The 22,502-nt window shown below is 32.9% G+C and carries 27 protein-coding genes and 1 tRNA gene; 17 read left to right on the top strand and 11 right to left on the bottom strand.

All coding sequences use genetic code 11. From position 1 onward, the window contains the following. Position 1 precedes the first annotated feature (1 nt). The 7 genes from ACFQ1Q_RS12065 to ACFQ1Q_RS12035 are packed head-to-tail and all read left to right on the top strand — an operon-like array spanning position 2 to position 3,426. Positions 2–325 (top strand): hypothetical protein, encoded by a 324-nt coding sequence (locus ACFQ1Q_RS12065; protein ID WP_386131811.1) that lies wholly within the window; start codon positions 2–4, stop codon positions 323–325. Between the two features lie 15 nt (positions 326–340). Further along, a complete protein-coding gene (gene ccoG, locus ACFQ1Q_RS12060) occupies positions 341–1,762 on the top strand; it encodes a cytochrome c oxidase accessory protein CcoG (RefSeq protein WP_386131808.1) in 1,422 nt (473 codons plus the stop codon). 54 nt (positions 1,763–1,816) lie between these two features. Then, positions 1,817–1,951, top strand: coding sequence for a hypothetical protein (locus ACFQ1Q_RS12055; RefSeq protein ID WP_386131805.1), 135 nt, complete (start codon positions 1,817–1,819; stop codon positions 1,949–1,951). After that, a complete protein-coding gene (locus tag ACFQ1Q_RS12050) occupies positions 1,948–2,394 on the top strand; it encodes a FixH family protein (RefSeq protein WP_386131802.1) in 447 nt (148 codons plus the stop codon). Before ACFQ1Q_RS12055 ends, ACFQ1Q_RS12050 begins: the two co-directional genes overlap by 4 nt. Then, positions 2,395–3,102, top strand: a complete 708-nt coding sequence (locus tag ACFQ1Q_RS12045) for a sulfite exporter TauE/SafE family protein (protein WP_386131799.1) — start codon at positions 2,395–2,397, stop codon at positions 3,100–3,102. It abuts the gene before it with no gap. A 25-nt stretch (positions 3,103–3,127) separates the two neighbouring features. After that, positions 3,128–3,286, top strand: a complete 159-nt coding sequence (locus ACFQ1Q_RS12040; protein ID WP_386131797.1) for a hypothetical protein — start codon at positions 3,128–3,130, stop codon at positions 3,284–3,286. After that, positions 3,286–3,426: a hypothetical protein gene (locus ACFQ1Q_RS12035; RefSeq protein ID WP_386131794.1), complete on the top strand. Its 141-nt coding sequence runs from the start codon at positions 3,286–3,288 to the stop codon at positions 3,424–3,426. The genes ACFQ1Q_RS12040 and ACFQ1Q_RS12035 overlap by 1 nt, the downstream gene beginning before the upstream one ends. A 72-nt stretch (positions 3,427–3,498) precedes the next feature. On the opposite strand, the gene hemN is transcribed toward ACFQ1Q_RS12035, so the two are convergent. Both hemN and ACFQ1Q_RS12025 read right to left on the bottom strand, forming a co-directional pair. Continuing rightward, a complete protein-coding gene (gene hemN, locus ACFQ1Q_RS12030) occupies positions 3,499–4,860 on the bottom strand; it encodes an oxygen-independent coproporphyrinogen III oxidase (protein WP_386131791.1) in 1,362 nt (453 codons plus the stop codon). A gap of 210 nt (positions 4,861–5,070) precedes the next feature. Continuing rightward, positions 5,071–5,144, bottom strand: a tRNA-Arg gene (locus ACFQ1Q_RS12025). Positions 5,145–5,230: 86 nt separating this feature from the next. Here ACFQ1Q_RS12025 and ACFQ1Q_RS12020 point away from each other — a divergent pair. The 5 genes from ACFQ1Q_RS12020 to ACFQ1Q_RS12000 all read left to right on the top strand — a co-directional run bounded on the left by ACFQ1Q_RS12020 (position 5,231) and on the right by ACFQ1Q_RS12000 (position 9,178). Further along, positions 5,231–5,866, top strand: a complete 636-nt coding sequence (locus ACFQ1Q_RS12020; RefSeq protein ID WP_386131788.1) for a Crp/Fnr family transcriptional regulator — start codon at positions 5,231–5,233, stop codon at positions 5,864–5,866. Positions 5,867–5,923: 57 nt separating this feature from the next. Then, positions 5,924–6,481 carry a YeeE/YedE family protein gene (locus ACFQ1Q_RS12015; protein WP_386131785.1) on the top strand — a complete coding sequence of 186 codons (558 nt, stop codon included), beginning with the start codon at positions 5,924–5,926 and terminating at the stop codon, positions 6,479–6,481. A 2-nt stretch (positions 6,482–6,483) separates the two neighbouring features. Then, positions 6,484–6,900 (top strand): DUF6691 family protein, encoded by a 417-nt coding sequence (locus ACFQ1Q_RS12010; RefSeq protein ID WP_386131782.1) that lies wholly within the window; start codon positions 6,484–6,486, stop codon positions 6,898–6,900. Beyond that, the gene (locus ACFQ1Q_RS12005; protein WP_386131779.1) at positions 6,900–7,700 is read left to right on the top strand and encodes a sulfite exporter TauE/SafE family protein; all 801 of its coding nucleotides are present in this window, start codon (positions 6,900–6,902) and stop codon (positions 7,698–7,700) included. Before ACFQ1Q_RS12010 ends, ACFQ1Q_RS12005 begins: the two co-directional genes overlap by 1 nt. Positions 7,701–7,771: 71 nt before the next feature. Continuing rightward, entirely contained in the window at positions 7,772–9,178 is a 1,407-nt protein-coding gene (locus tag ACFQ1Q_RS12000; RefSeq protein WP_386131776.1) for an MBL fold metallo-hydrolase, read from the top strand. Positions 9,179–9,231: 53 nt separating this feature from the next. On the opposite strand, the gene ACFQ1Q_RS11995 is transcribed toward ACFQ1Q_RS12000, so the two are convergent. From ACFQ1Q_RS11995 to ACFQ1Q_RS11965, 7 genes are all read right to left on the bottom strand, one after another. Next, positions 9,232–9,507 carry an ATP-dependent Clp protease adaptor ClpS gene (locus ACFQ1Q_RS11995; RefSeq protein ID WP_386131774.1) on the bottom strand — a complete coding sequence of 92 codons (276 nt, stop codon included), beginning with the start codon at positions 9,505–9,507 and terminating at the stop codon, positions 9,232–9,234. Between the two features lie 159 nt (positions 9,508–9,666). Then, positions 9,667–10,704, bottom strand: a complete 1,038-nt coding sequence (locus tag ACFQ1Q_RS11990) for a M57 family metalloprotease (RefSeq protein ID WP_386131771.1) — start codon at positions 10,702–10,704, stop codon at positions 9,667–9,669. 248 nt (positions 10,705–10,952) lie between these two features. Next, the gene (gene prmA, locus ACFQ1Q_RS11985) at positions 10,953–11,789 is read right to left on the bottom strand and encodes a 50S ribosomal protein L11 methyltransferase (RefSeq protein WP_386131768.1); all 837 of its coding nucleotides are present in this window, start codon (positions 11,787–11,789) and stop codon (positions 10,953–10,955) included. Positions 11,790–12,023: 234 nt separating this feature from the next. After that, on the bottom strand, positions 12,024–12,773 hold the full coding sequence (tpiA, locus tag ACFQ1Q_RS11980; protein ID WP_386131765.1) for a triose-phosphate isomerase: 750 nt from the start codon (positions 12,771–12,773) through the stop codon (positions 12,024–12,026). 166 nt (positions 12,774–12,939) lie between these two features. After that, positions 12,940–14,016: an ABC transporter permease gene (locus ACFQ1Q_RS11975; RefSeq protein ID WP_386132675.1), complete on the bottom strand. Its 1,077-nt coding sequence runs from the start codon at positions 14,014–14,016 to the stop codon at positions 12,940–12,942. Between the two features lie 20 nt (positions 14,017–14,036). Next, positions 14,037–15,359, bottom strand: a complete 1,323-nt coding sequence (locus ACFQ1Q_RS11970; RefSeq protein ID WP_386131762.1) for a BT_3928 family protein — start codon at positions 15,357–15,359, stop codon at positions 14,037–14,039. 4 nt (positions 15,360–15,363) lie between these two features. Next, on the bottom strand, positions 15,364–15,906 hold the full coding sequence (locus ACFQ1Q_RS11965; RefSeq protein ID WP_386131759.1) for a DUF1599 domain-containing protein: 543 nt from the start codon (positions 15,904–15,906) through the stop codon (positions 15,364–15,366). 95 nt (positions 15,907–16,001) lie between these two features. On the opposite strand from ACFQ1Q_RS11965, the gene folP reads away from it, so the two are divergent. The 4 genes from folP to ACFQ1Q_RS11945 are packed head-to-tail and all read left to right on the top strand — an operon-like array spanning position 16,002 to position 19,296. Continuing rightward, positions 16,002–16,829, top strand: coding sequence for a dihydropteroate synthase (gene folP, locus ACFQ1Q_RS11960; protein ID WP_386131756.1), 828 nt, complete (start codon positions 16,002–16,004; stop codon positions 16,827–16,829). A 55-nt stretch (positions 16,830–16,884) separates the two neighbouring features. Further along, the gene (gene cdaA / locus ACFQ1Q_RS11955; RefSeq protein ID WP_386131753.1) at positions 16,885–17,667 is read left to right on the top strand and encodes a diadenylate cyclase CdaA; all 783 of its coding nucleotides are present in this window, start codon (positions 16,885–16,887) and stop codon (positions 17,665–17,667) included. A gap of 1 nt (position 17,668) precedes the next feature. Then, complete coding sequence (locus ACFQ1Q_RS11950) at positions 17,669–18,457, top strand: DUF3667 domain-containing protein (protein ID WP_386131751.1); 789 nt, start codon at positions 17,669–17,671, stop codon at positions 18,455–18,457. A 2-nt stretch (positions 18,458–18,459) separates the two neighbouring features. Next, a complete protein-coding gene (locus ACFQ1Q_RS11945; RefSeq protein WP_386131748.1) occupies positions 18,460–19,296 on the top strand; it encodes a DUF3667 domain-containing protein in 837 nt (278 codons plus the stop codon). Here the strand turns inward: ACFQ1Q_RS11945 and ACFQ1Q_RS11940 are convergent. Continuing rightward, complete coding sequence (locus ACFQ1Q_RS11940; RefSeq protein WP_386131745.1) at positions 19,293–21,062, bottom strand: ABC transporter ATP-binding protein; 1,770 nt, start codon at positions 21,060–21,062, stop codon at positions 19,293–19,295. The two genes, ACFQ1Q_RS11945 and ACFQ1Q_RS11940, sit on opposite strands and share 4 nt — an antisense overlap. A 33-nt stretch (positions 21,063–21,095) precedes the next feature. Next, positions 21,096–21,839, bottom strand: a complete 744-nt coding sequence (truA, locus tag ACFQ1Q_RS11935) for a tRNA pseudouridine(38-40) synthase TruA (protein ID WP_386131742.1) — start codon at positions 21,837–21,839, stop codon at positions 21,096–21,098. A gap of 137 nt (positions 21,840–21,976) precedes the next feature. Here truA and ACFQ1Q_RS11930 point away from each other — a divergent pair, with 137 nt between their 5' ends. Beyond that, positions 21,977–22,468 (top strand): metallophosphoesterase family protein, encoded by a 492-nt coding sequence (locus tag ACFQ1Q_RS11930; protein WP_386131739.1) that lies wholly within the window; start codon positions 21,977–21,979, stop codon positions 22,466–22,468. The last annotated feature ends 34 nt before the right edge of the window (positions 22,469–22,502 follow it).

Genomic DNA, 22,502 nt, shown 5'->3' with positions numbered 1-22,502 from the left:
AATGATTTTGTTAAACGAAATTTCAGAAGCGTTACCCAAGAGTAACCAACCGCTTGTAAAGCAAATCTATAACAAAGCTGGAAAAAAGCTCATGGCCATAGGTTTAAAAAGCGGTGTGGCACTAGCAGACCATATAGCAGCTGGTAAAGCAAAGTTGATGGTAGTACAAGGCGAAATTGATTTTAACACAGAAACGGACAGTTATAGATTAGAGCGCTTTGACTCTTTTGAAATTCCTGAAGACGTAAAACACTCTGTCGTAGGAGTTTTTGATGCCATCTTTCTTTTATTGATTAAAGAATCAAAAAATACTATGCATTCTTAAGAGAAAGAAAATAAAATGGCAGAACAAGGGCAACATAATTTTAGAGATACTATAGGAACGCTTAACGAAGAAGGAAAGCGTGCTTGGGTATTTCCTAAAAAACCAGACGGAAAGTGGTACGAATACCGCAAATACGTTAGTTATGTCCTACTCATATTTTTGTTTTCTGCTCCTTTTTTAAAAATAAATGGCAATCAGTTTTTGATGTTTAATGTCTTAGAAAGACGATTCAATATTTTTGGATTTCCATTTTGGCCACAAGATTTTCATCTGTTTGTTATAATGATGATTATCGGAGTTGTATTTGTCATATTATTTACAGTGGCGTTTGGACGTTTATTTTGTGGTTGGGTATGTCCACAAACAATTTTCATGGAAATGGTGTTTCGTCGTATTGAATATTGGATAGATGGTGATAGAGGAAAACAAGTTCGATTAAAAAAAATGCCATGGAATAAGGAAAAATTAAAAAAGAGAGTCTTAAAATGGAGTATCTTTTTTATTATTTCGTTTTTAATAGCTAACGTGTTTTTGGCCTATTTAATAGGCAGTGATCAATTGATTAGATATATCACAGACGGACCATTTAAGCATGTCAGTACATTGATATCGCTACTCATTTTTACTGGCGTATTTTACTTTGTTTTTGCTTGGTTTAGAGAGCAAGTATGCATAATAGCTTGCCCATACGGAAGATTACAAGGCGTATTACTCGACAATAAGTCTATCGTTGTAGCTTATGACCATAAGCGTGGTGAGAAAGAAAAAGGACGTGCAAAATTTAAAAAAAATGAAGACCGTTCGGTAACCGGAAAAGGAGATTGTATTGATTGTTTTGCTTGTGTGCACGTTTGCCCAACAGGAATAGACATTAGAAATGGTACCCAATTAGAATGTGTCAATTGCACTGCCTGTATCGATGCTTGTGACCATATGATGGAAGCAGTAAATCTTCCTAAAGGTTTAATACGCTATGCCAGCGAAGAAAACATAGAAAAGAAAGCTAAATTCACTTTTACGCCACGATTAAAAGGCTACACTGCTGTCTTAGGCATACTTACGGCAGTATTAATAGGAATGCTTTTTTTAAGAAACGACATTGAAGCTCGCATCTTAAGATTACCTGGACAATTGTACGAGCGCAAAGCAGATAATATAATAAGTAATGTCTACACCTTTAAGCTTGTAAATAAAACAATAGACGATATTGATAATGTTAATTTTAAATTATTATCGCACAAAGGCACAATAAAATTGGTCTCTAACAATGATTTTACAGTTGATGGACAAGGTCTTGCAGAAGGAACTCTGTTTATTGAAATTAATGCCGCTGCTCTTTCGGGTGATAAAGACAGATTGGAGATAGGTGTTTTTAGTGGTGACAAAAAAATAGAAACAACAACGACTGCCTTTTTAGGACCTCGTAGTTATAAATAAAATATGCTAAAGTTCTTCCTGAATTAAGTAAAGGACTAAAACCATAAATTAAAAATGAATTCAGAAAAAAAGAAATGTTGCGAAGGTTGCAAAAAAGGGCAACTAGGAACAAATAAAGCTTGTGAAGCAAAATTAATGTTGCAAAAGCAAGATAAAAATTTAAATCTCACTAAAACTAAAAAGCTATGAAATGGAATTGGGGAAAAGGAATTGTATTAGGTATGCTCGCTTTTATGACATTTATTCTATACATGGTTATAACAATGAGTACTGACAAAAACTATAGTCACGACTTAGTAACAGAAGAATATTACGCTAAAGAAATGGCCTACCAAACCGAAATTGATGCAGAAACTAATATGCAATATTTGAGTACTAAAATTACTGGAAAAAAAACACCAGAAGGTTGGTTATTGAACTTTCCAAAAGAGCTAGAAACACAAATGATTACTGGTAATGTTTTTTTGTACCGACCATCTAATAAAAAACTTGACTTTGAATTACCTTTAAAATTATCTGGACAAAACTTAGTGATACCTGACAATATGTTGCTAGACGGTCGGTGGAATATCACTATAGCATTCAAATTTCAAGATAAAAACTATTTATACAAAGAATCTATAACTTATTAGATGTTTTACGCTGCAATCATATTAGGATTATTAGGGAGTTTCCATTGTGTTGGCATGTGCGGACCTATTGCCTTTTTGTTACCATTGGACCGCAGAAGTAATTCAAAAAAAGTGTTACAATTAGTGAGTTATCATTCCGGTCGATTACTTATGTATAGTGTTCTTGGAGCTCTTTTTGGTGTCTTAGGAAAAAGTCTCAATTTATTCGGGATGCAACAACAAATCTCTATAATTATTGGTGTTTTAATGATTGTTGTTATTATCATGCCTACTAAAATTTTTAATCGGTATAATTTTTCTAAGCCATTATATAAATTTGTTGGTCGAGTAAAAAGTGCTATGGGAAAACAGCTTAAACGTAAAGACCCTGGGACTTTCTTTACATTAGGCTATTTAAATGGTCTTTTACCCTGCGGACTAGTATATATGGCAATATTTGGTGCAATTGCATCACAAGGTGTTATGGAAGGTGCTCTTTATATGTTTTTTTTCGGAATTGGTACCATACCATTAATGACTACTGCTATTTATCTAGGTAATTTTTTAAACAATAACTTAAAAAAACTTATTATAAAAGCCATTCCTGTTCTTGTAGTGATTGTTGGAATATTATTTATTCTCAGAGGTCTAGGATTAGACATTCCTTATATATCACCTTCAGAAATGGTAGCTATTGAGCAAGTTTCTGCAACACATAGTTGTCACTAATACATTAATTTTAAAAAAAATTATTATGAAAACACTATTATCTATACCACTAGTCAATTGGGGAATGGGAGCTATTATCATTGGCGTATTTGCTATTGTTTGCTTTATTATGGCAGCCATAGTATATTCTATGGTAAATACAGATAAAAAGCAGCAAGATTCTAATAGTTCAAGAGCAGAATAATGGATAATTTTATTCTAATACTTATTATTTCAGCAGGACTTATTTTAGTTGTTGGTATGCTTATTATTTCTGCTGGAATGTCCAATATAGCATCTCACCAAAAAGAAGTAATTTCAGAAGATGAAATCACGAGGTCTTAATTAGCAAATTAACACAGAAAAAGCATCACTGAGAAGTGATGCTTTTTTATACATTCAAATTACAATAAGTTTTTATACAGTCATAGAAAATAGTTGCGTGTCTGGTTTCTTCCTTTGTAAGCGCAAATCAAACGGTAGGCATATATTTCTTACAAAAGCTCGACCTTTTTTAGTTACTCTAATTTTTTCAGAATAGATTTCTACTAAACCATCTTTTTCTAATTCTTTAAGTTTTATGAGAACATCAGGAAGCTGATTAAAATATAATGATTCATCTTTCCATGAAGTTTCAAAACCACACATTAAATTAAGAATATGTCTGCGTATCACTAAGTCTTCATCAGTCAAAACGTGTCCTCTGTAAACGGGAATAGTACCTTCATTAACCAATTGCTGATATTCTTCAACATTTTTTACATTCTGAGCAAAACTATACCAACTATCGCTTATAGAAGAAACACCAAGACCTATCATTAATTGCGTTTTACTATCATTGTATCCCATAAAATTTCTATGAATAGTTCCGTTTTCTTGTGCTTTATATAGTTTATCTGTCTTAAGTGAAAAGTGGTCCATGCCAATTTCTACATATCCAGCTTTCAACAACATTTTTTTTCCTATTTCGTATTGTAAACGTTTCTGTGTGGCGTTTGGTAAATCGGTATCTTTAAATCCGCGTTGCCCATTTCCTTTTATCCATGGTACGTGTGCATAGCTATAAAAAGCAATACGGTCTGGGTGTAACTTAATTGTGTTTTTTATTGTATTAACAACATCTTCTTTTGTTTGAAAAGGAAGTCCATAAATAATATCGTGCCCTACAGAATTATAATTTAATTCTCTAGCCGTTAGTGTAGCTTTTTCAACATTTTCAAAAGGTTGTATACGATTTATTGCTTTCTGCACTTTAATATTATAATCTTGTACACCATAACAAACACGAGTAAAGCCATTTTTAGCTAAAATTTTTAAATGGGTTTTTGTTGTGTTATTTGGATGTCCCTCAAAACTAAAATCAATGTGTTCTGCTTTTTTTGCAATTGAAAAAATACCGCTAAGAAGTTTATCCAGATTTTCGGGCGAAAAAAAAGTTGGAGTTCCACCTCCCAAATGAATTTGCTTTATTATAGGCTGTGAGTCGAACAACTTAGTATATAATCTAAACTCATTTATTACAGATTCTATATAGGGTATTTCAACCTCATGATTTTTTGTTATTCGCTTATTACAGCCACAAAATGTGCACATGCTTTCACAAAAAGGTAAATGTATATAAAGACTTATACCTTCAGAACTATTACTTTCATTGAAACTACATATTATATTTTCTTTCCAATTTTTTAAAGAAAATTTTTCATTATCCCAATACGGAACTGTAGGATAACTTGTGTATCGTGGTCCTGATACATTATATTTTGAAACTAAAGTGCACATTTTTTTTATTATTTATTTGTGCAATTTACTAGAGAGATGAAAGAGAAAAGATGACTTTTATCATCCTAGAAAATAGTATTAATAAAACTTGATTTAATCAAAGAAAACAACTCCCTCTCATTAATGGCTTTGGCTTATAAACATAATTTTATATAAGAGAAAACAAAAAAACTCCTTAAACAAGTTGCTTAAGGAGTTTTAAATAAATTGTGACCATGCCAGGATTCAAACCTGGAACCTCTTGAGCCGTAATCAAGTGCGCTATTCAGTTGCGCCACATGGCCGTTTTTAAGTGGGTGCAAATATAATACATTTATTAAAAAACAACCAAACTATTATTTCAAAAAAATGTAATTCTTATTTTTGAAATATGATAAACTCTGAAAATCTTAAGCCTTTTGAATTTCTGTTTGATAAAGAACTTATAGAAAATATTAGCAAAGTAGCTATTATTAAAAATTTTAATAAAAATGATATTATCATAGATATCGGTCAAAAACTGGAGTATGTTCCTTTACTAATCGAGGGAAATATTAAAGTTCTTAGAGAAGATAATGAAGGTGAAGAGCTATTACTTTACGTTTTAGAGCACGGTGATACTTGCGCTATGTCGCTAACGTGTTGCATGTCTACATCTAGCAGTAAAATAAGAGCTGTAGCAGACGAAGAAGCTAAGGTTATAATGATTCCATTAAAACACATGGAAAAGTGGTTTAATACTAACCAAAGTTGGAGAAATTTTATCCTTCAAAGTTATCAGACCAGATTCGATGAAATGCTAGAAACTATTGACACTTTAGCTTTTATGAAAATGGACGAAAGACTTTATAAATATCTCCACGATAAAGTTAAACTAACGTCTTCTACTACATTAAATATAACACATCAAAATATTGCTGAGGATTTACACACTTCTAGAGTTGTAATCTCTAGACTTTTAAAGCAACTTGAAAAAGAGAACAAAATAAAACTCGGCCGTCACAGAATCGAAGTCATCAGCTTTTAGTAACAATTGTAACATAGAGAGAGATTTATAATTCTATTTTTGTACAAAATTTTAAAAATGGAATATATTTTAAATCCTTGGCCATGGTACGTTTCTGGACCTTTAATTGCAATAGTAATGTTTGCTCTACTCTATTTGGACAAAACATTTGGTATGTCCTCAAACTTAAGAACACTATGTTCCATGAGTGGAGCAGGAAAAAAAGTGGAATTTTTCAAATTTGATTGGAGAGCTCAACGGTGGAATCTTGTTGTAGTCCTTGGAGCTATTGTAGGTGGATTTATTGGGCATCATCTACTTTCAAATCCAACAGATATTAATTTAAATCAACAAACTATAAAAGATTTAAATCAATTAGGCTTTGAAAATATCGGGTTATCGCTTTTGCCACCAGAATTATTTAGCTGGGAAAATGTTTTTTCTGTCAAAGGTTTACTCATTTTAATCATTGGAGGATTTTTAGTTGGCTTTGGTACTCGCTATGCTGGTGGTTGCACATCTGGCCATGCTATTACGGGCTTAAGCAGTTTACAGTTGCCTTCACTAATTGCGGTAATTGGTTTTTTTATAGGCGGACTTGTTATGATACATTTAATTTTTCCTTTAATATTTTAGCCATGAGTAAATACATTAAATTTTTAATTATAGGAATATTTTTTGGAATTGTATTGGTAAAATCTGAAGCTGTTTCTTGGTATCGCATTTTTGAGATGTTTAAATTTGAATCTTTTCATATGTATGGAATCATAGGAACCGCTGTTGCCACAGGCGTCATAATCTTACTTATTTCAAAGCAAATAAAACTCAAAACCATAAAAGGTAATTTACTTTCAGTTCCTAAGAAGGAAAAAGGATTTGTACGTTACATTATTGGCGGAAGCATTTTTGGACTTGGCTGGGCTTTGTGCGGCGCTTGTCCAGGGCCAATGTATATTTTAGTAGGCACAGGAGTATTTTCAATTTTTATTGTAATTGCTGCTGCTTTATTAGGTACTTACACATATGGTGTTATTAAAAACAAACTTCCTCATTAATGGAAACAACTGATGTTTTAGGATATATTTGTGCAATTATAGCTGGTGTAATTATGGGGTTAATTGGCGGTGGTGGCTCTATTCTAACAGTTCCTATTCTTGTGTATTTACTTGGCTTTAATCCCATAATAGCTACTGCATATTCATTATTTGTTGTAGGCGCAACTTCAACTGTAGGTGCATTTCAGAGTTTAAAACGAGGTTTGGTAGATTATAAATCAGCCGTAATTTTTGCAATACCGTCAATCATTGGAGTCTATCTCACTAGAAGATTTCTTATCCCGAAGTTGCCCGAAGTCATGATTTCTGTTGGAAACTTTGAAGTGACTAGCCATATTTTCATTATGCTCATCTTTGCGGTTGTAATTTTATTGGCAAGCATTTCTATGATTTTTAAAAAGGAAATACTTGAAGAAACTGATTCAAAAAATAGAAGCTATAATGTATTTACTGTTTTATTACTGGGTCTAGCGACAGGTGTTATTAGTGGTTTTGTAGGCGCTGGAGGTGGTTTTTTAAATATCCCAGTACTTGTGTTTTTTATTAGATTACCAATGAAAACTGCAATAGGAACTTCTTTATTTATCATATCGATTAAATCATTAATTGGCTTTTTAGGCGATATAGAGCACATCAATATAGACTGGATGTTTTTACTCATTTTTACAGCATTTTCAATAGTCGGAATTTTAGTAGGTATTTATCTTTCAAAATTTATCGATGGAAAAAAACTAAAAAAAGGGTTTGGTTATTTTACGCTTATTATGGGAACATACATTATTTTAAAAGAACTTTTATAAGGCTTAAGTGACTTTTGTCACATTGATAAAAATATAAGTTTTGTAAATTTGAATCAAGAAATTAAAAGATTATGAAAATAGAACAATTATATACAGGATGCCTTGCTCAAGGTGCATATTACATAGAGTCCAATGGTGAAGTTGCTATTATAGATCCACTTCGAGAAACACAACAATATATTGATAAAGCCAGAGCTAATAATGCTAAAATTAAATATATTTTTGAAACGCATTTTCATGCCGATTTTGTGTCTGGTCACGTAGATTTAGCAAAAAAAACAGGGGCAACAATCATTTATGGTCCAGGAGCTGAAACAGATTATGACATTTACTCTGCAAAAGATGAAGAAGAATTTAAAATCGGAGCCTTAACCATAAAAGTGCTTCATACACCTGGTCATACATTAGAGTCTTCGACCTATTTACTAATAGATGAAAACGGAAAAGACCATGCCATTTTTTCTGGAGACACCTTATTTCTTGGAGATGTTGGTCGTCCAGATTTAGCAATTAAGTCAGACCTAACTAAAGAAGATTTAGCAGGTATGCTGTATGATTCTTTGAGAAATAAAATTATGCCGTTAGCTGATGATGTTATTGTATATCCTGCGCATGGTGCTGGTTCTGCGTGTGGTAAAAACTTAAGCAAAGAAACAGTAGGTATTTTGGGCGAACAGAAAAAAACCAACTATGCGCTACGTGAAGATATGACCAAAGAAGAATTTATAAAAGAGGTTCTAAGTGGTATAGCACCACCGCCACAGTATTTTGCAAAAAATGCAATGATGAATAAAACTGGCTACTCTACCTTTGAAGAAGTTCTCCAAAAAGGTGATACCCCATTAAGTCCTGAAGATTTTGAGGCGTTAGCCAATCACGAGTCAGCTTTAGTATTAGATGTTCGACCACAATCTGAATATATTAAAGGTCATATCCCAAATTCAATATTTATTGGTCTTAACGGTCAATTTGCACCTTGGGTAGGTGCTTTAATTACAGATATTAAACAGCCTATTATTTTGGTTACTCCAGAAGGTAAAGAAGCTGAAGCAGTCACAAGATTATCTCGTGTTGGTTATGACAACACATTAGGATATTTAAAAGGTGGTATTGATGCTTGGAAAACCGCAGGAAAAGATATTGAAACTTTAAAATCTATTTCTGCAGAAGAATTTGCAGAAAGTGTAAAAAACGATAATGTTAATATCCTTGATGTACGTAAAGATGGTGAATTTAACTCCAAACACTTAGAGGATGCTCAACATTTTGCTTTAGACACTATTAATGAGAATATGAATGAAATAAGTAAAGATAAAACATACCACATTCACTGTGCTGGTGGTTATCGTTCTGTCATTGCTGCTTCTATTTTAAAGGCAAGAGGTTTTACAAAGTTAATTGATGTCGCCGGAGGATTTGGAGCCATTAAAAAAACAGATTTGCCTATGACGGACTTTGTCTGTCCTTCGACATTATAAAAATTTTTAGTTCCATGACATATAAAATCCCGCAAAAGCGGGATTTTTTATTTTTATACTATTTCTGCACTCAAGCCAGCTTGCAAAAGCTTAGAGCAACGTGGTTTTAAGTCTTCATAAGGCCCAGTTTTTACTGTGCACTTTCCTTTGTAATGAACTAAAATTGAGCATTGCTCAGCTTGTTCTGGTGTATGATCGCAAGCATAAATCAATGTATCTATAACATGGTCAAATGTGTTAACGTCGTCATTAAATAAAACAATTTCGTTTTGCTTAACCACTTCTTCTTCAACTAATAATTCTTCTTGGTGCTTTTCTTGATATTCCATTGCCATAAAGTATTATGCTAATTTAAAAAATATTACAATACTAAAACGAACAAAACTCTCATTTAGACATATTTAATACGTTAAAATAACGCCAACTAAAAATAAATGGGCATTTTCAATTAAGAAAATAACCCATTTAGGTTGGGGGAAAAAATGAATCTAGTTACAAGACGTAATAAACGCCCATCCACCAGAAACAAGCTCATATAGATTTCCAAAATATGTAACGCGGTCTCCAATACTATAACTATTACCACTTTGCCATTCTTGAATACCATCACAAGGTCCACTGTTATCTGGATACATAGCTCTTAATGCTATAACATCATTTCCATTAAAATTTCCACTCACACTCGTAGAAAAACAAGCCTGCATGACAGATGTTAAATCTCTTCCTGAAGGTGTTCCTGGGATTTGAACAGCACCATTAGACCCTGAACCTTCATTACCTTGAGAAGATGTAGGGCAGCTTAATCTATCAAACCAATCCGTGTGTCTAAAACCGACAGAATGACCAATTTCGTGGGTAATGACGTGTTCGTTTACGTTGGTTGAAAATTGCTCAATACCATAAATCTGAACAAATTTATTTGGTAACCCTGCGTTTGAAGGAAAACCTGCAACACCACCTGTTCCGCCTGGTGTATTTACAGTATTATCATAAACCACCATATCAGCAGCTTGAAAATTTGTACCAAACGTTAAATTAAACTGTAGCGTCATTCCACTGATATTATTATAATTAGCAATGGCTCTTGATAGTGCCGTTTGCGCTTTAGATGATAAAGCTTGGCTTCCGCCGGTATAACCTAAAATATTTATAGTTTGATTATTTTCACTCACAAGATTAAATGTTCGGTACTGTCTTGTTGTACTAGAAGCATTATTTGCCCATTCGGTTAACTCATCTCTAGTTATTGTAATATCACTACCTATGTAGATGCGCTCTTCCGTGCTGCCATCTGGTAGGTGGAAATCGCCAACAGAAACAACGCCAACATCAATATCTAAGGATTTTATTGAATTTAATAATTCTATATCAGTTACAGCAGTTCTGTTTTCGAGATTTGTTGCGTTGATGATTATATCTTCATCAACTAATAATTCTTCATCCGTGGAAGTGTCTTTTTCGCATGATGCAAAAAATAGCAAAAAGGCAGATAGGCAAACTATCCAAGGCTTCATTAAATTTTTCATTTTAATTTGGGTTTTTGTTAATAATTTGGTTTTAAATGTTTTACGCAAAACAAGACATAAAAATTCCTGAGTGCCAAAATGAAATGGCTCTAAATAGAAATCTAAAATCGAATAATATTATTTACTCTAAGTTACGCTGAGAAAACAAAAAAGGATTACGGAAAAACCGTATTTATTTAACAAATTCTTAACTTTTTTGTTAAAGTTTTAAGTACTTCATCGATATAGGACAGAATCGGCAATAAGTGTTAATTATTGAACATTAATGCTACCCAATTGTTGCGTTTTATTTTTGAAGAAAGTTTTAAGCCATTTAAATTACATTCGGCTTCTATCGTAGAAATATCGTCCTCATAAAATCCACTTAAAAACAATGTACCGTTTTTATCAAGACAGTTTGCATAAGTTGAAATATCTTGAAGTAGAATATTACGGTTGATATTTGCGATGATGATATCGTAAGATTTACCCTCTAAAAGCGAAACATCACCTTCGTAAACCGAAATGTTTCTACAGTCATTCCGTTCTACATTTTCGAGACTGTTTAAGTAACACCAATTGTCAATATCTATTGCATCTAAAGATGAAGCGCCACATTTTTCTGCCAGAATTGCCAATACTCCGGTACCACAACCCATGTCTAAAACAGATTTATTTTTAAAATCATTTTGAAGAATGTGCTGAATCATCATGTGAGTGGTTTCGTGATGACCTGTGCCAAAACTCATTTTTGGTTCTATTACCAAATCAAATTTTGTATTTGGTGTTTCATGAAATGGCGCACGAACTGTTACTAAATCATCAACAACAATAGGATTAAAGTTTTTTTCCCATTCGGCATTCCAGTTGGTTTGTGCAATTTCATTAAAGGTATATTCTATTTTAAATTCGTCTGAACTTAAAATTTGAATATCACTTAAAATAGCATCATGCCACTCTTCTTTTTGAATGTAAGCAGTAACTCCAGTTTCTGTTTCTACAAAACTTTCAAAACCAGCAAATCCCAATTCTGCTATCAAAATTTCTGTTGCAGGTTGCAATGGTGAAACTGTAAAGTTGTAACCAATGTATATGTTGTCTGACATGTATTTTTAATTTGAAATTAATTTTTACGAAGCTGTAAACAAGTAAAGTTTTTAAAACCTCTCTTTTGTTCCTTGTTTTAATAAATGTAGAACCCTGAATTTCTTCTAAGAACTAGCATAATTCCAGCGCGCGTTAGCGATTGAGCAATTGTCGGAGCTCCTCGCAGAGAGCGACTTGCGAAAGCGCGACACTACGGAGCTATTGCGTAGTAGTGTAACGCCCAAATTATGTATCTAAAATGCATTTACGATGGCAAAAAAATCTTCAGCCTTTAGCGATGCGCCACCAATAAGTCCACCATCTACATCTGGTTTAGAAAAAATTTCTTTGGCATTGTTTGGTTTTACACTTCCGCCATAAAGAATTGAAACGTTATTTGCAGTTGTTTCGCCATATTTATCTGTCAAAGTTTTACGGATAAAAGCATGCATATCTTGCGCTTGCTCAGGAGTTGCAGTTTCGCCAGTACCAATAGCCCAAACCGGTTCGTAAGCTAAAACAATGTGATTGAAGGCATCTGCGCTTAAATGAAAAAGGGCGCTTTCTATCTGACTTTTAACTACACTTTCTTCGTTTCCTGCTTTTCTGTCGGATAATTCTTCTCCAAAACAAAAAATTACACGCATATTATTTACTAGTGCTGCATCTACCTTTTTTGCCAAATCTGCATCAGATTCGTTGTAATAAGCACGACGCTCGCTATGACCTAGAATTACGGTTTTAATACCTATACTTGTAAGCATACTTGCACTGACTTCTCCTGTGTAGGCGCCATTTTCGGCAAAATGCATATTTTGTGCAATAACTTCGATATCGTCCAGTCGTAATGCCTCAAAAGCATGCCAAAGATTTGTAAAACTAGGCGCAATCATTACCTCAGCTTCTGAAGTTTGTAGTTGCTTTTTTAAATCTGTAATTAATGATTCGGTTTGAGGTAAATCATTATTCATTTTCCAGTTTCCGGCGACGATATGTTTTCTCATTTTACTATCCTGACCTTCTCAAATGGAAGGAACTATTTGTTAGTTGATTAATATTAAGGTTTCACAAAAATAAGAGTTTAAACTAAGAAAGCTTAACTCTTGTATTAAGAAAAGCCCATTACAAACTTACTAAAGGCAAGGAGCTTTTACTCATACGGAACTCAACTTAGTTTAGCTTTACTCTTGGGTCAAGAAGTCTGTAGATGAAATCTACTAAGATATTTATGATTATGAATAACGTGGCGATAACCAAAACGGCACCCATGATTACGGGCAAATCTAAAGTGTTCAGGGCGTTTACGATTTCTTTTCCGAGGCCATTCCATCCGAAAATATATTCTACAAAAACAGCACCTGCTAACATGGATGCAAACCAACCTGAGATTGCTGTAACTACCGGGTTTAAAGCATTTTTAATGGCGTGATTTTTTATAATCTGAAATTCCGAGAGTCCTTTTGCTCTTGCGGTACGGATGTAATCTTGGCTCATGACTTCGAGTAAAGAATTCCGCATGAGTTGAATAATCACAGCTAATGGTCTTATACCTAAAACTACGGCTGGAAGTATGAGATTTTTCCAACGGATATTAACGTTTTCTCCAAAATCATCTAGCTCGTATAAACTGCCAGTCATTTCTAAATTGGTGTATTTGTGTAATACAAAACCAAATAACCAAGCGAATAGAATAGCACTAAAAAATGAAGGCACACTCATACCAAATGTGCTAAACACTTGAATACTTTTATCTATCCAAGTATCTTTTTTTAATGCGGAAATTACACCGAAAATCAAGCCAAAAATTATAGCGATAGTTATCGCTGAGATAGCCAAAACAAATGTATTTGGCAAGGTATCGCCAATGACTTCGCTGACTTTTTTGCCTTGTTTGGCAAATGATGCTCTTAGGTATGGTAATTTAATAACGGTCGTAGTTTCTCCAATGGTAAATAATGTTGTTGCTGAATATTTACTACTATCTAAAAATGTATAATCGTCGGAGTTTGTTGAATGGAATGATAATGGCGATAAATCATTGAGATAATAAAAATATTGGGTGCTTAATGGTTTATCGAATCCGTATTTCTTTTTAACAGCTTCGACTTGCTCTACAGTTTGGTTTTGTCCCAACATCATTTTTGCCGGGTCGCCAGGTAGAACAGTAAATAATAAAAATATGACTGTAACTACTCCTATTAAAGTGAGAAGAACGTAAAAGGCTTTATTTAGAATGTAGCTGAGCAGAATATTTTAGGCGATTAGAATTAATCATTTTTTAATTTAATTTCAATCAAAGAAGTATAATTGGCATTTTGTTTTTTATTAATTGAGTCTAACACATCACCTTCTTTTCTTTCTTTTAAAACGCTCATGCTTTCGATTTGTGATTCATTCAAAGCTTCAAATTCTTCTTTAGTCGAAATTTGATTATCTATCAAATGTAAAGTTCCATCATCTTTAGGTTGTGGTTCTTCTTCAGGCTCAACTTCTACTAAGTTGATATCCTCAATATCATTCCAATGTGCTTTATTAATTACAGTTCCTTTTTTAAGGATTACAATACCTGGATTGGCTCTTACAATAGTTTTTACAACTTTTTCGTCGCACAAATAGGTCTTAAAATTAAGGTTGTATTGTGTTTTTAGTTGTTGCTTTGCTTCTTCACCAGAAGCCGATAGTCCAATAACTGTATACCCTTTTTTTATGGCTTCGTCCGTAAAAGATTTCAGTTTTGCTAAACCTTCTTTTTCGGCATTATAAATATTATACATGGCAACCATAATAAGATTTTCTTTTTCTAGAAAATAGCTTGTTAAGTTTTCATCACTAGATTCTATAGTAAAATCTTGAATTTTTGGAATAAATCCAGGATCAATTTCATTGGTTTCTACACCAACATATTCGCCGTTTGGCACATCTGGATAACTTCCATTAGTAACAAATTCTTTTTCTTCGCCATTAACATTGAATTTCCATGTATATTCAATAATTGGTTTTTGTGCATCTTCTGGCACTGCCATCTCATCTTGCAAATTATTACCAATTTTATAAGCTCTAAAATCGATTGCTGGCAAATGCATCAATACATGGTAAGCAAACCAAAGTGATGCTATAAAACCTAATAAAGCAATTATAGCATTTGGTAAGGGTTTAAAGATTGGCTTAATATATTTTTGACCTGCGACTAAAATGAGGATTAATACTAATAAAATAACGTCTTTTGTAAAGCTTTCCCAAGGTGTTAATTTAAGTGCATCACCAAAGCAACCACAATCTTTTACCTTATCAAAATATGCAGAATAAAACGTGAGGAATGTAAAAAAGACAATCATTCCTAAGAGCAACCAAATGGTAAATTTTTTCTTATAACCAATTAACAAGAAGATGCCCAACACGACTTCTAAAACAACAACAAATACCGAAATGCCCAGCGCATAAGGTTCTAAAAAAGGCATATTTAACACATCTGTACTAAAATATTCTTGTAGTTTATACGAAAATCCTAGTGGGTCATTCAGTTTAATAAATCCTGAAATGATAAATAATATTCCGACGAAAATCCTACTTATTTGAGTTATGTATTTCATAATCTTATTTTCCTTCTCCTAAATGAATCATTGCAAAAACTGCATAATTAATCATATCTTGATAATTAGCATCAATACCTTCGCTTACAATAGTTTTGCCTGAGTTATCTTCTATTTGTTTAACGCGTAATAATTTTTGTAAAATTAAATCTGTTAAGCTACTTACACGCATATCTCGCCAAGCTTCTCCATAGTCATGGTTTTTGTCTAGCATCAATTGCTTAGTTACCGAGACATGATGGTCGTATAATTCTGTAGCTTGTTTTGTATTCATGTCTGGCTGCTCCACAACACCTTTTTCAAGCTGTATTAAAGCCATGATACAATAATTTATTATGCCTATAAACTCACTTACTTCGCCTTCATCTACTTTTCTAACATCGTTTTGTTGCAAACTACGTATACGCTGTGCTTTTATAAAAATTTGGTCGGTTAAAGATGGTAATCTTAAAATTCGCCATGCACTACCGTAATCACTCATTTTATTAATAAATAAGCTACGGCATTTGGCAATTACAGCATCGTATTGTTTAGAAGTGTTTTGCATTAAATAAAAATAAATTATGCGTAAATTTCGCTTAAATAAATCAGAAGTTCAAGAAAATTGGAATTTGGTTTTTAACAATTGGAATTTATTTAAATATGACAATCAACTGCAAAGGTCAACTTATAGATTTATCGCAACCAAAAGTTATGGCTGTGCTCAATGTTACACCAGATTCTTTTTATGATGGCGGAAGCTACAAAGACGAAAATTCTATTTTATATCAGGTTGAAAAACATCTTTACGCAGGTGCAACTTTTATAGATGTGGGCGGTTATAGCTCGAGACCAGGTGCTGATTTTGTAAGTGAAGATGAAGAATTTAAACGAGTGGTTCCTGTTGTGGAATTAATTTTGAAGCATTTTCCTGAAAGTTTAATATCTATAGACACTTTTAGAAGCGAAGTTGCCAAACAAACAATTGAAGCAGGAGCAGCAATAATTAACGATATTTCTGCCGGAAAACTTGATGAGAAGATGATTGAAACAGTCGGAAATCTTGGCGTGCCTTATATTATGATGCATATGCGTGGCAATCCAAAAACCATGCAAAAACAAACGGATTACCAAGATTTAATTAAGGACATCAACTTTTATTTTGCAGAGCAGATTGCATTAGCACATAAAGCAAAAATCAATGACATTATTATTGACCCAGGTTTTGGGTTTGCTAAAACATTAGAACAAAATTTTAAAATTCTTAATAAACTAAACCTTCTTAAAATAGCAGACAAACCCATTTTAGCTGGAGTATCTAGAAAATCAATGATTTATAAAACTTTAAACACTTCTGCAAAAGAAGCCTTAAATGGCACAACGGCTTTAAATATGATTGCTTTACAAAATGGCGCTTCGATTTTAAGAGTTCATGATGTAAAAGAAGCAGTTGAATGTGTGTCGCTTTACCAACAATTACAAGCAAACTAAAATTTCGATTAGAATATTAAGTCTAAATTCTTAAATTAGCACAAAACCTACCAACTTGAGCGATATCAATATTTTAGATTTTAGATTAATTGACTTCGTCGACGTCTTCCTTGTTGCCATTTTGCTCTACTATATTTACAAATTGGTTAAAGGAACGGTTGCCATCAATATATTTATTGGTATCATAATCATTTACTTAGTTTGGGTAATCACAGATTATCTTAATATGCACTTACTCTATCGTATTGTCGATGGTTTTATGAAAGTAGGGATTATTGCTTTAATCGTAGTTTTTCAGCCCGAAATTCGAAAATTTCTACTTATGGTTGGCTCAACAAATCTATCGGGCAAACGACGTATTTTTAAGAATTTTAATTTTCTAAAAACAGATACCGAAACTACTAACGATGTTGAAGCTATCGTAAATGCGTGCGTAAAAATGGGAACAACCAATACAGGCGCATTAATTGTAATTGAGCGCAATAACAATCTCGATTTCTTAACAAACACAGGTGATGAGATGAACATTACCGTATCGCAACCCATCATAGAAAGTATCTTTTTTAAAAACAGTCCGTTGCACGACGGCGCCATAATTATTGATAATAATACGGTAAAAGCTACACGTGTTATTTTACCTGTAAATAACGAAATAAATATTCCTAAACGTTTTGGTTTACGCCACCGTGCTGCGTTAGGAATATCTGAAAAAACAGATGCGCTAGCCTTAGTGGTTAGTGAAGAAACTGGAACAATTTCTTATGTAAAAGATGCCGAATTTGTAATGTTTGAAAATAAGGAAGACCTTATTGAGAAAATAAAGAAGGATTTGGTGTAATATGAATTGTAAAAACTGCAACAAACCACTTTTAGACACACAAAAGTATTGTGACGAATGTGGCGCAAAAGTCATAAAAAACAGACTAACACCAACAGTACTAGTTCACCAAATCAACGAAGAATTTATATCTATTGACAATAAGTTTTTACAAACATTTGTAAATCTTTATAAAAACCCAGAAGATGTTATTAACAGATATATCGATGGCACGAGAAAAAGATATATCAACGTGTTACAGTATTTTGCTATCGGTTTAACGCTTGCGGGTATTCAGTTTTATATTATGCAGCGTTTTTTCCCTGAGCAATTCGATTTTTCAAACATTTTCAATCAAGAAATAAATGAAAGCAACCAATCGTTTCAGGAAAAATTGAATGAAGTACTGGGCGATGGCGGTAATTTTCAAAGCTTTGCTTATATAATAAGTGTTCCTTTTTCTGCAATTAGTACATGGCTCACCTATAGATTTACAGGATTTAAAAAATTTAATTTCACAGAACACGTTGTAATTAACTTGTATTATTCTGGACAAATTATAATTACAACCTCAATATTTTATATCATCACTAGTGTATTAGGAATTGGTTTAATTTACTCATCTACAATAATTAGTATTACAACATTTTTTTACCAATGCTATGTTTTTAAAAAAGTAACTAACGAAAGTAGTCTTGAAACATTTGCCAAAATTGTAGTTTCTTATTTTGTAATAGCAATCCAAGCCGTTATTTTAATAGTGTTACTTGTTTTAATTTTAGTACTTCTAAAGCTTACCAACATTATTTAAATATGAATTGCAAAAACTGTAAACAAGAATTATCTGAAACTAGTGATTACTGCAATAAGTGTGGTGGTCGTGTTGTACGCAACAGGCTAACTTTTAAAAATCTCTTTGAACACATAACAGAGACTTTTTTCAATTTTGACAATAAGCTTTTACGAACGTTCATTGCGTTATTTAAAACGCCAGAAGATGTCATCGTAAGCTACATAAAAGGCGTACGAAAACGCTATGTAAATCCCATAAGCTATCTGGCATTAACATTGACTGTCGGCGGACTTTATATCATAGTTTTAAATAAATTTTTTCCTGACGCAATGGCTGAAATGAGCAATCCTTATAGTATTAACCAAGCGCAACAAGAAGCCATAAAAGAATCTGTAGGATACACTCAAGAATATTACTCAATTGTGATGGTATTATTTATTCCTTTATATGCCCTTTTTAGTCGTATTGTTTTTATTGGTAAAAAAGAGTTTAATTATACAGAACAGATTGTAATGGCAATGTATATTATTGCCCAATTTTCTTTAATAAGCTCATTTTTAAATCTTATTGCTTTGTCCAGCGGAGTTTCGTCTCAACTACTTGGATTTGTAAGTATTTTTGCCCAAATAGGATACTTTGCATATTGTTATAAGCGTATTTATAAATTAGATTTTGGTGGTATTTTACTGAGAACCTTAATCTTCTTTGGTATTATTGGTGCAATTATGGTAGGTTTTATTATACTTGGAGTAATAGTATTTCTTGTTTTTAGGGATAGTCCTATGGTGGAGAGCTTTATGGAATCACAACGCGCTGTTTACGAAAAAACTCAAACAATTAAAGATTCTATCAACTAAACCGCTTCAGCATTTAAAAACTGAACTTCGTACAAGTTTCTGTAATAACCATTTTCTCTTTCAAGTAAAGATTGATGGTTGCCTATTTCCACAATTTTGCCATCATCCATTACAATAATTTTATCTGCTTTTTGGATGGTTGCCAAGCGGTGTGCAATAATTATTGACGTTCTGCCTTGCGTGATTTTTTCAGTCGCATCTTGCATCAATTGTTCTGAATAGGAATCTACAGAAGATGTGGCTTCATCTAGTATTAAAATACTCGGATTGGTCATGTATGCTCGTAAAAATGAAATCAACTGACGCTGCCCAGAGGATAGCATCACGCCACGTTCTTTTACGTTGTAATGATAACCATTTGGCAAGCTTGAAATAAAGTCGTGAATACCAATAGCCTTTGCCGCATTAACCACATCTTCTTCAGTTATTTCTGGATGATTAAGTGTAATATTGCTCAAAATAGTGTCTGCAAACAAAAATACATCCTGAAGCACAACTGCAATTTGCTCTCGAAGCGATTCTAAGGTAAATTGTCTTATATCGGTACCATCTATTTCAATTTTACCAGAATCAATTTCGTAAAAACGATTCAGTAAATTAATAATAGTCGATTTTCCTGCTCCGGTCGCGCCAACAATAGCTATGGTTTCTCCAGATTTAATTTCGAGATTAATACCTTTTAAAACTTCTTCGCCTTTAACGTATGAAAAACGAACGTTTTCAAGATTAATATTTCCTTCAAAATTATCCGCGGTTAATTTACCATTGTCCGAAATTTGAGATTCTGTATCCAATACTTTAAACACACGGTCAGCAGCGACCATTCCCATTTGTAATGTATTAAATTTATTTGCTATTTGGTTTAATGGTCTAAACAACATAGGAATAAACATCGTAAAAGAAATTAAATCGCCAACAGTGGTATTTGGCACTTGACTCATAATATCATAACCACCAATTAATAGAATTGCTGCCATGGTTAGTGACGATAAAAATTCTGCGATAGGAAAGAAAATTGAATTATACCAAACCGTTTTTAACCAACCGTTTTTGTGGCGTTCGTTAATTTTAATAAAATTTTTATATTCGGTTTTTTCGCGTGTAAAGAGTTGAAGAATTTTCATGCCAGTAACACGTTCTTGTACGAATGAATTAAGGTTAGAAACTTCTGTCCTCACATCTTCAAAAGCACGCTTCATATAACGCTGAAAAATTTTTGTTGCTACGACGATTAACGGTAAAGTAACAAATACTATTAAACTGATTTGTACATTGATGTACAACATAAAACCAGCAACAACAGCCATCTTTAAAATATCGCTAAAAATCATAAATAAACCTTGACCAAAAATATCGGCAATACGCTCCATATCAGTTACTGCTCGTGTAATCAATACTCCAACCGAAGACTTGTCGTAATAGGTCATTTTAAATTTAAGCATGTGCTTAAAGAGCTTAACTCTGATGTCTTTTACAACTGATTGCCCAAGCCAACTGGCATAATAAATAAATAAGAGTTGACAAACCACTTCGAGAACAAGCAAGCCGACCATGAGAATCATGTAAAACATAAATCCTTCTAAAAATCTTGTTTTAATGTTTACGTCAATTGCTTCTTTCAGAACATAAGGTCTTGCAGCTCCAAAAACAGCCAAACCAACCACGCAAATTAACGACAAAACAAATATGCCACGGTATGGTTTTATATAGCTTAATAGTCGTTTAAATAAACTAACGTCAAATATTTTCTTTTGCTCTTTTGCCATGCTTATGCCGAAATTATTTCCGGTATCTCTCTTTTACATTATTATATGTTCTGGATATAAAACCTCTGTCAAATATAAGCCTTTTGCAGGGACAGAAAATCCAGCTTCACCTCTATCTTTGGAAGCTATAATTTTATGCATATCGTCAGGTTTTAGTTTACCTAAACCTACATTGACACAAGTGCCAACTATAGCTCTTACCATGTTTCTTAAAAAACGATCAGCACTTATCGTAAAGGTTAAAATATTGTTTTCTAATTTCCAATGTGCATATTCAATTTTACAGATATAAGTTTTTACGTCAGTATTACTTTTTGAAAAACATTGAAAATCATCATACTCTAACAAAATCTTCGCTGCCTTGTTCATATTTTCAATATTCAAATCTTGATGAATGTAATAGGTATAATTAAAATTAAAGACGTCTTTCTTTAAACTTATTTTATAATCATAGCTACGTTTTATAGCATGAAATCGCACATGCGCGTCGTCTTTAACTTTAAAAATAGACTGAATAGCAATGTCATTTGGTAAAAACGCGTTTAGCCTAAAAGTTAGGTTTTCAGTATCTATGATATCCTCAACATCAAAATGTGCAAACATTTGCGAAGCGTGCACTCCAGTATCTGTGCGGCCAGCACCGGTAATATTAATTTCAGTATTTAGTAATTTTGAGATCGCATCATTGAGTGTACCCTGAACTGTTATAGCATTTGGCTGAATTTGCCATCCATGATATGCAGAACCATTGTATGATAATTGAATAAAATACCTCAAAAACGCGTAACTTTAGAGTTTTAAAAGCTACAAAGATAAAGGTTTTTAATGCTAAAGAAATCCTAAATAATTGTTTAGATTTCTGCTTTCGTGGGAAATTTTTATAAATATCATTTCGACTATTTGAGAATAAACTAATGAAAAAAATACTATTACTTTCTGATACACATAGTCATATCGACGACAATATTTTAAAACATGTAAAACAAGCGGATGAAGTATGGCATGCTGGAGATATAGGCAATTTAGAGGTAACAGATGCAATAAAAAAACTAAAACCTCTGCAAGCGGTTTATGGAAATATTGACGATGCAGAAGCAAGAGCAGAGTTTCCTGAACATAACAGATTTATGTGCGAAAATGTTGATGTTTGGATTACACATATTGGTGGATATCCGCCAAATTACAATAATCGAGTTAGAGATAAGTTAAGGCAAAATCCACCGCGTCTTTTTATTTGTGGGCATTCGCATATTTTAAAAGTGATGCCAGATAAAAAACTAAACTTAATTCACATGAATCCTGGTGCTGTAGGAAAACATGGATTTCATAACGTAAGAACGATGCTTCGTTTTACCATAGATGGCAAAAAAATTGATAATTTAGAAGTAATTGAGTTTCCTAGGTAGAATATTACCCTAAATCTTTTTAAAAAAGAAAAGA

The sequence above is a fragment of the Winogradskyella litorisediminis genome (genome assembly GCF_042675765.1).
GTDB lineage: Bacteria > Bacteroidota > Bacteroidia > Flavobacteriales > Flavobacteriaceae > Winogradskyella > Winogradskyella litorisediminis.
This window is presented reverse-complemented; position numbering and strand designations above follow the sequence as displayed.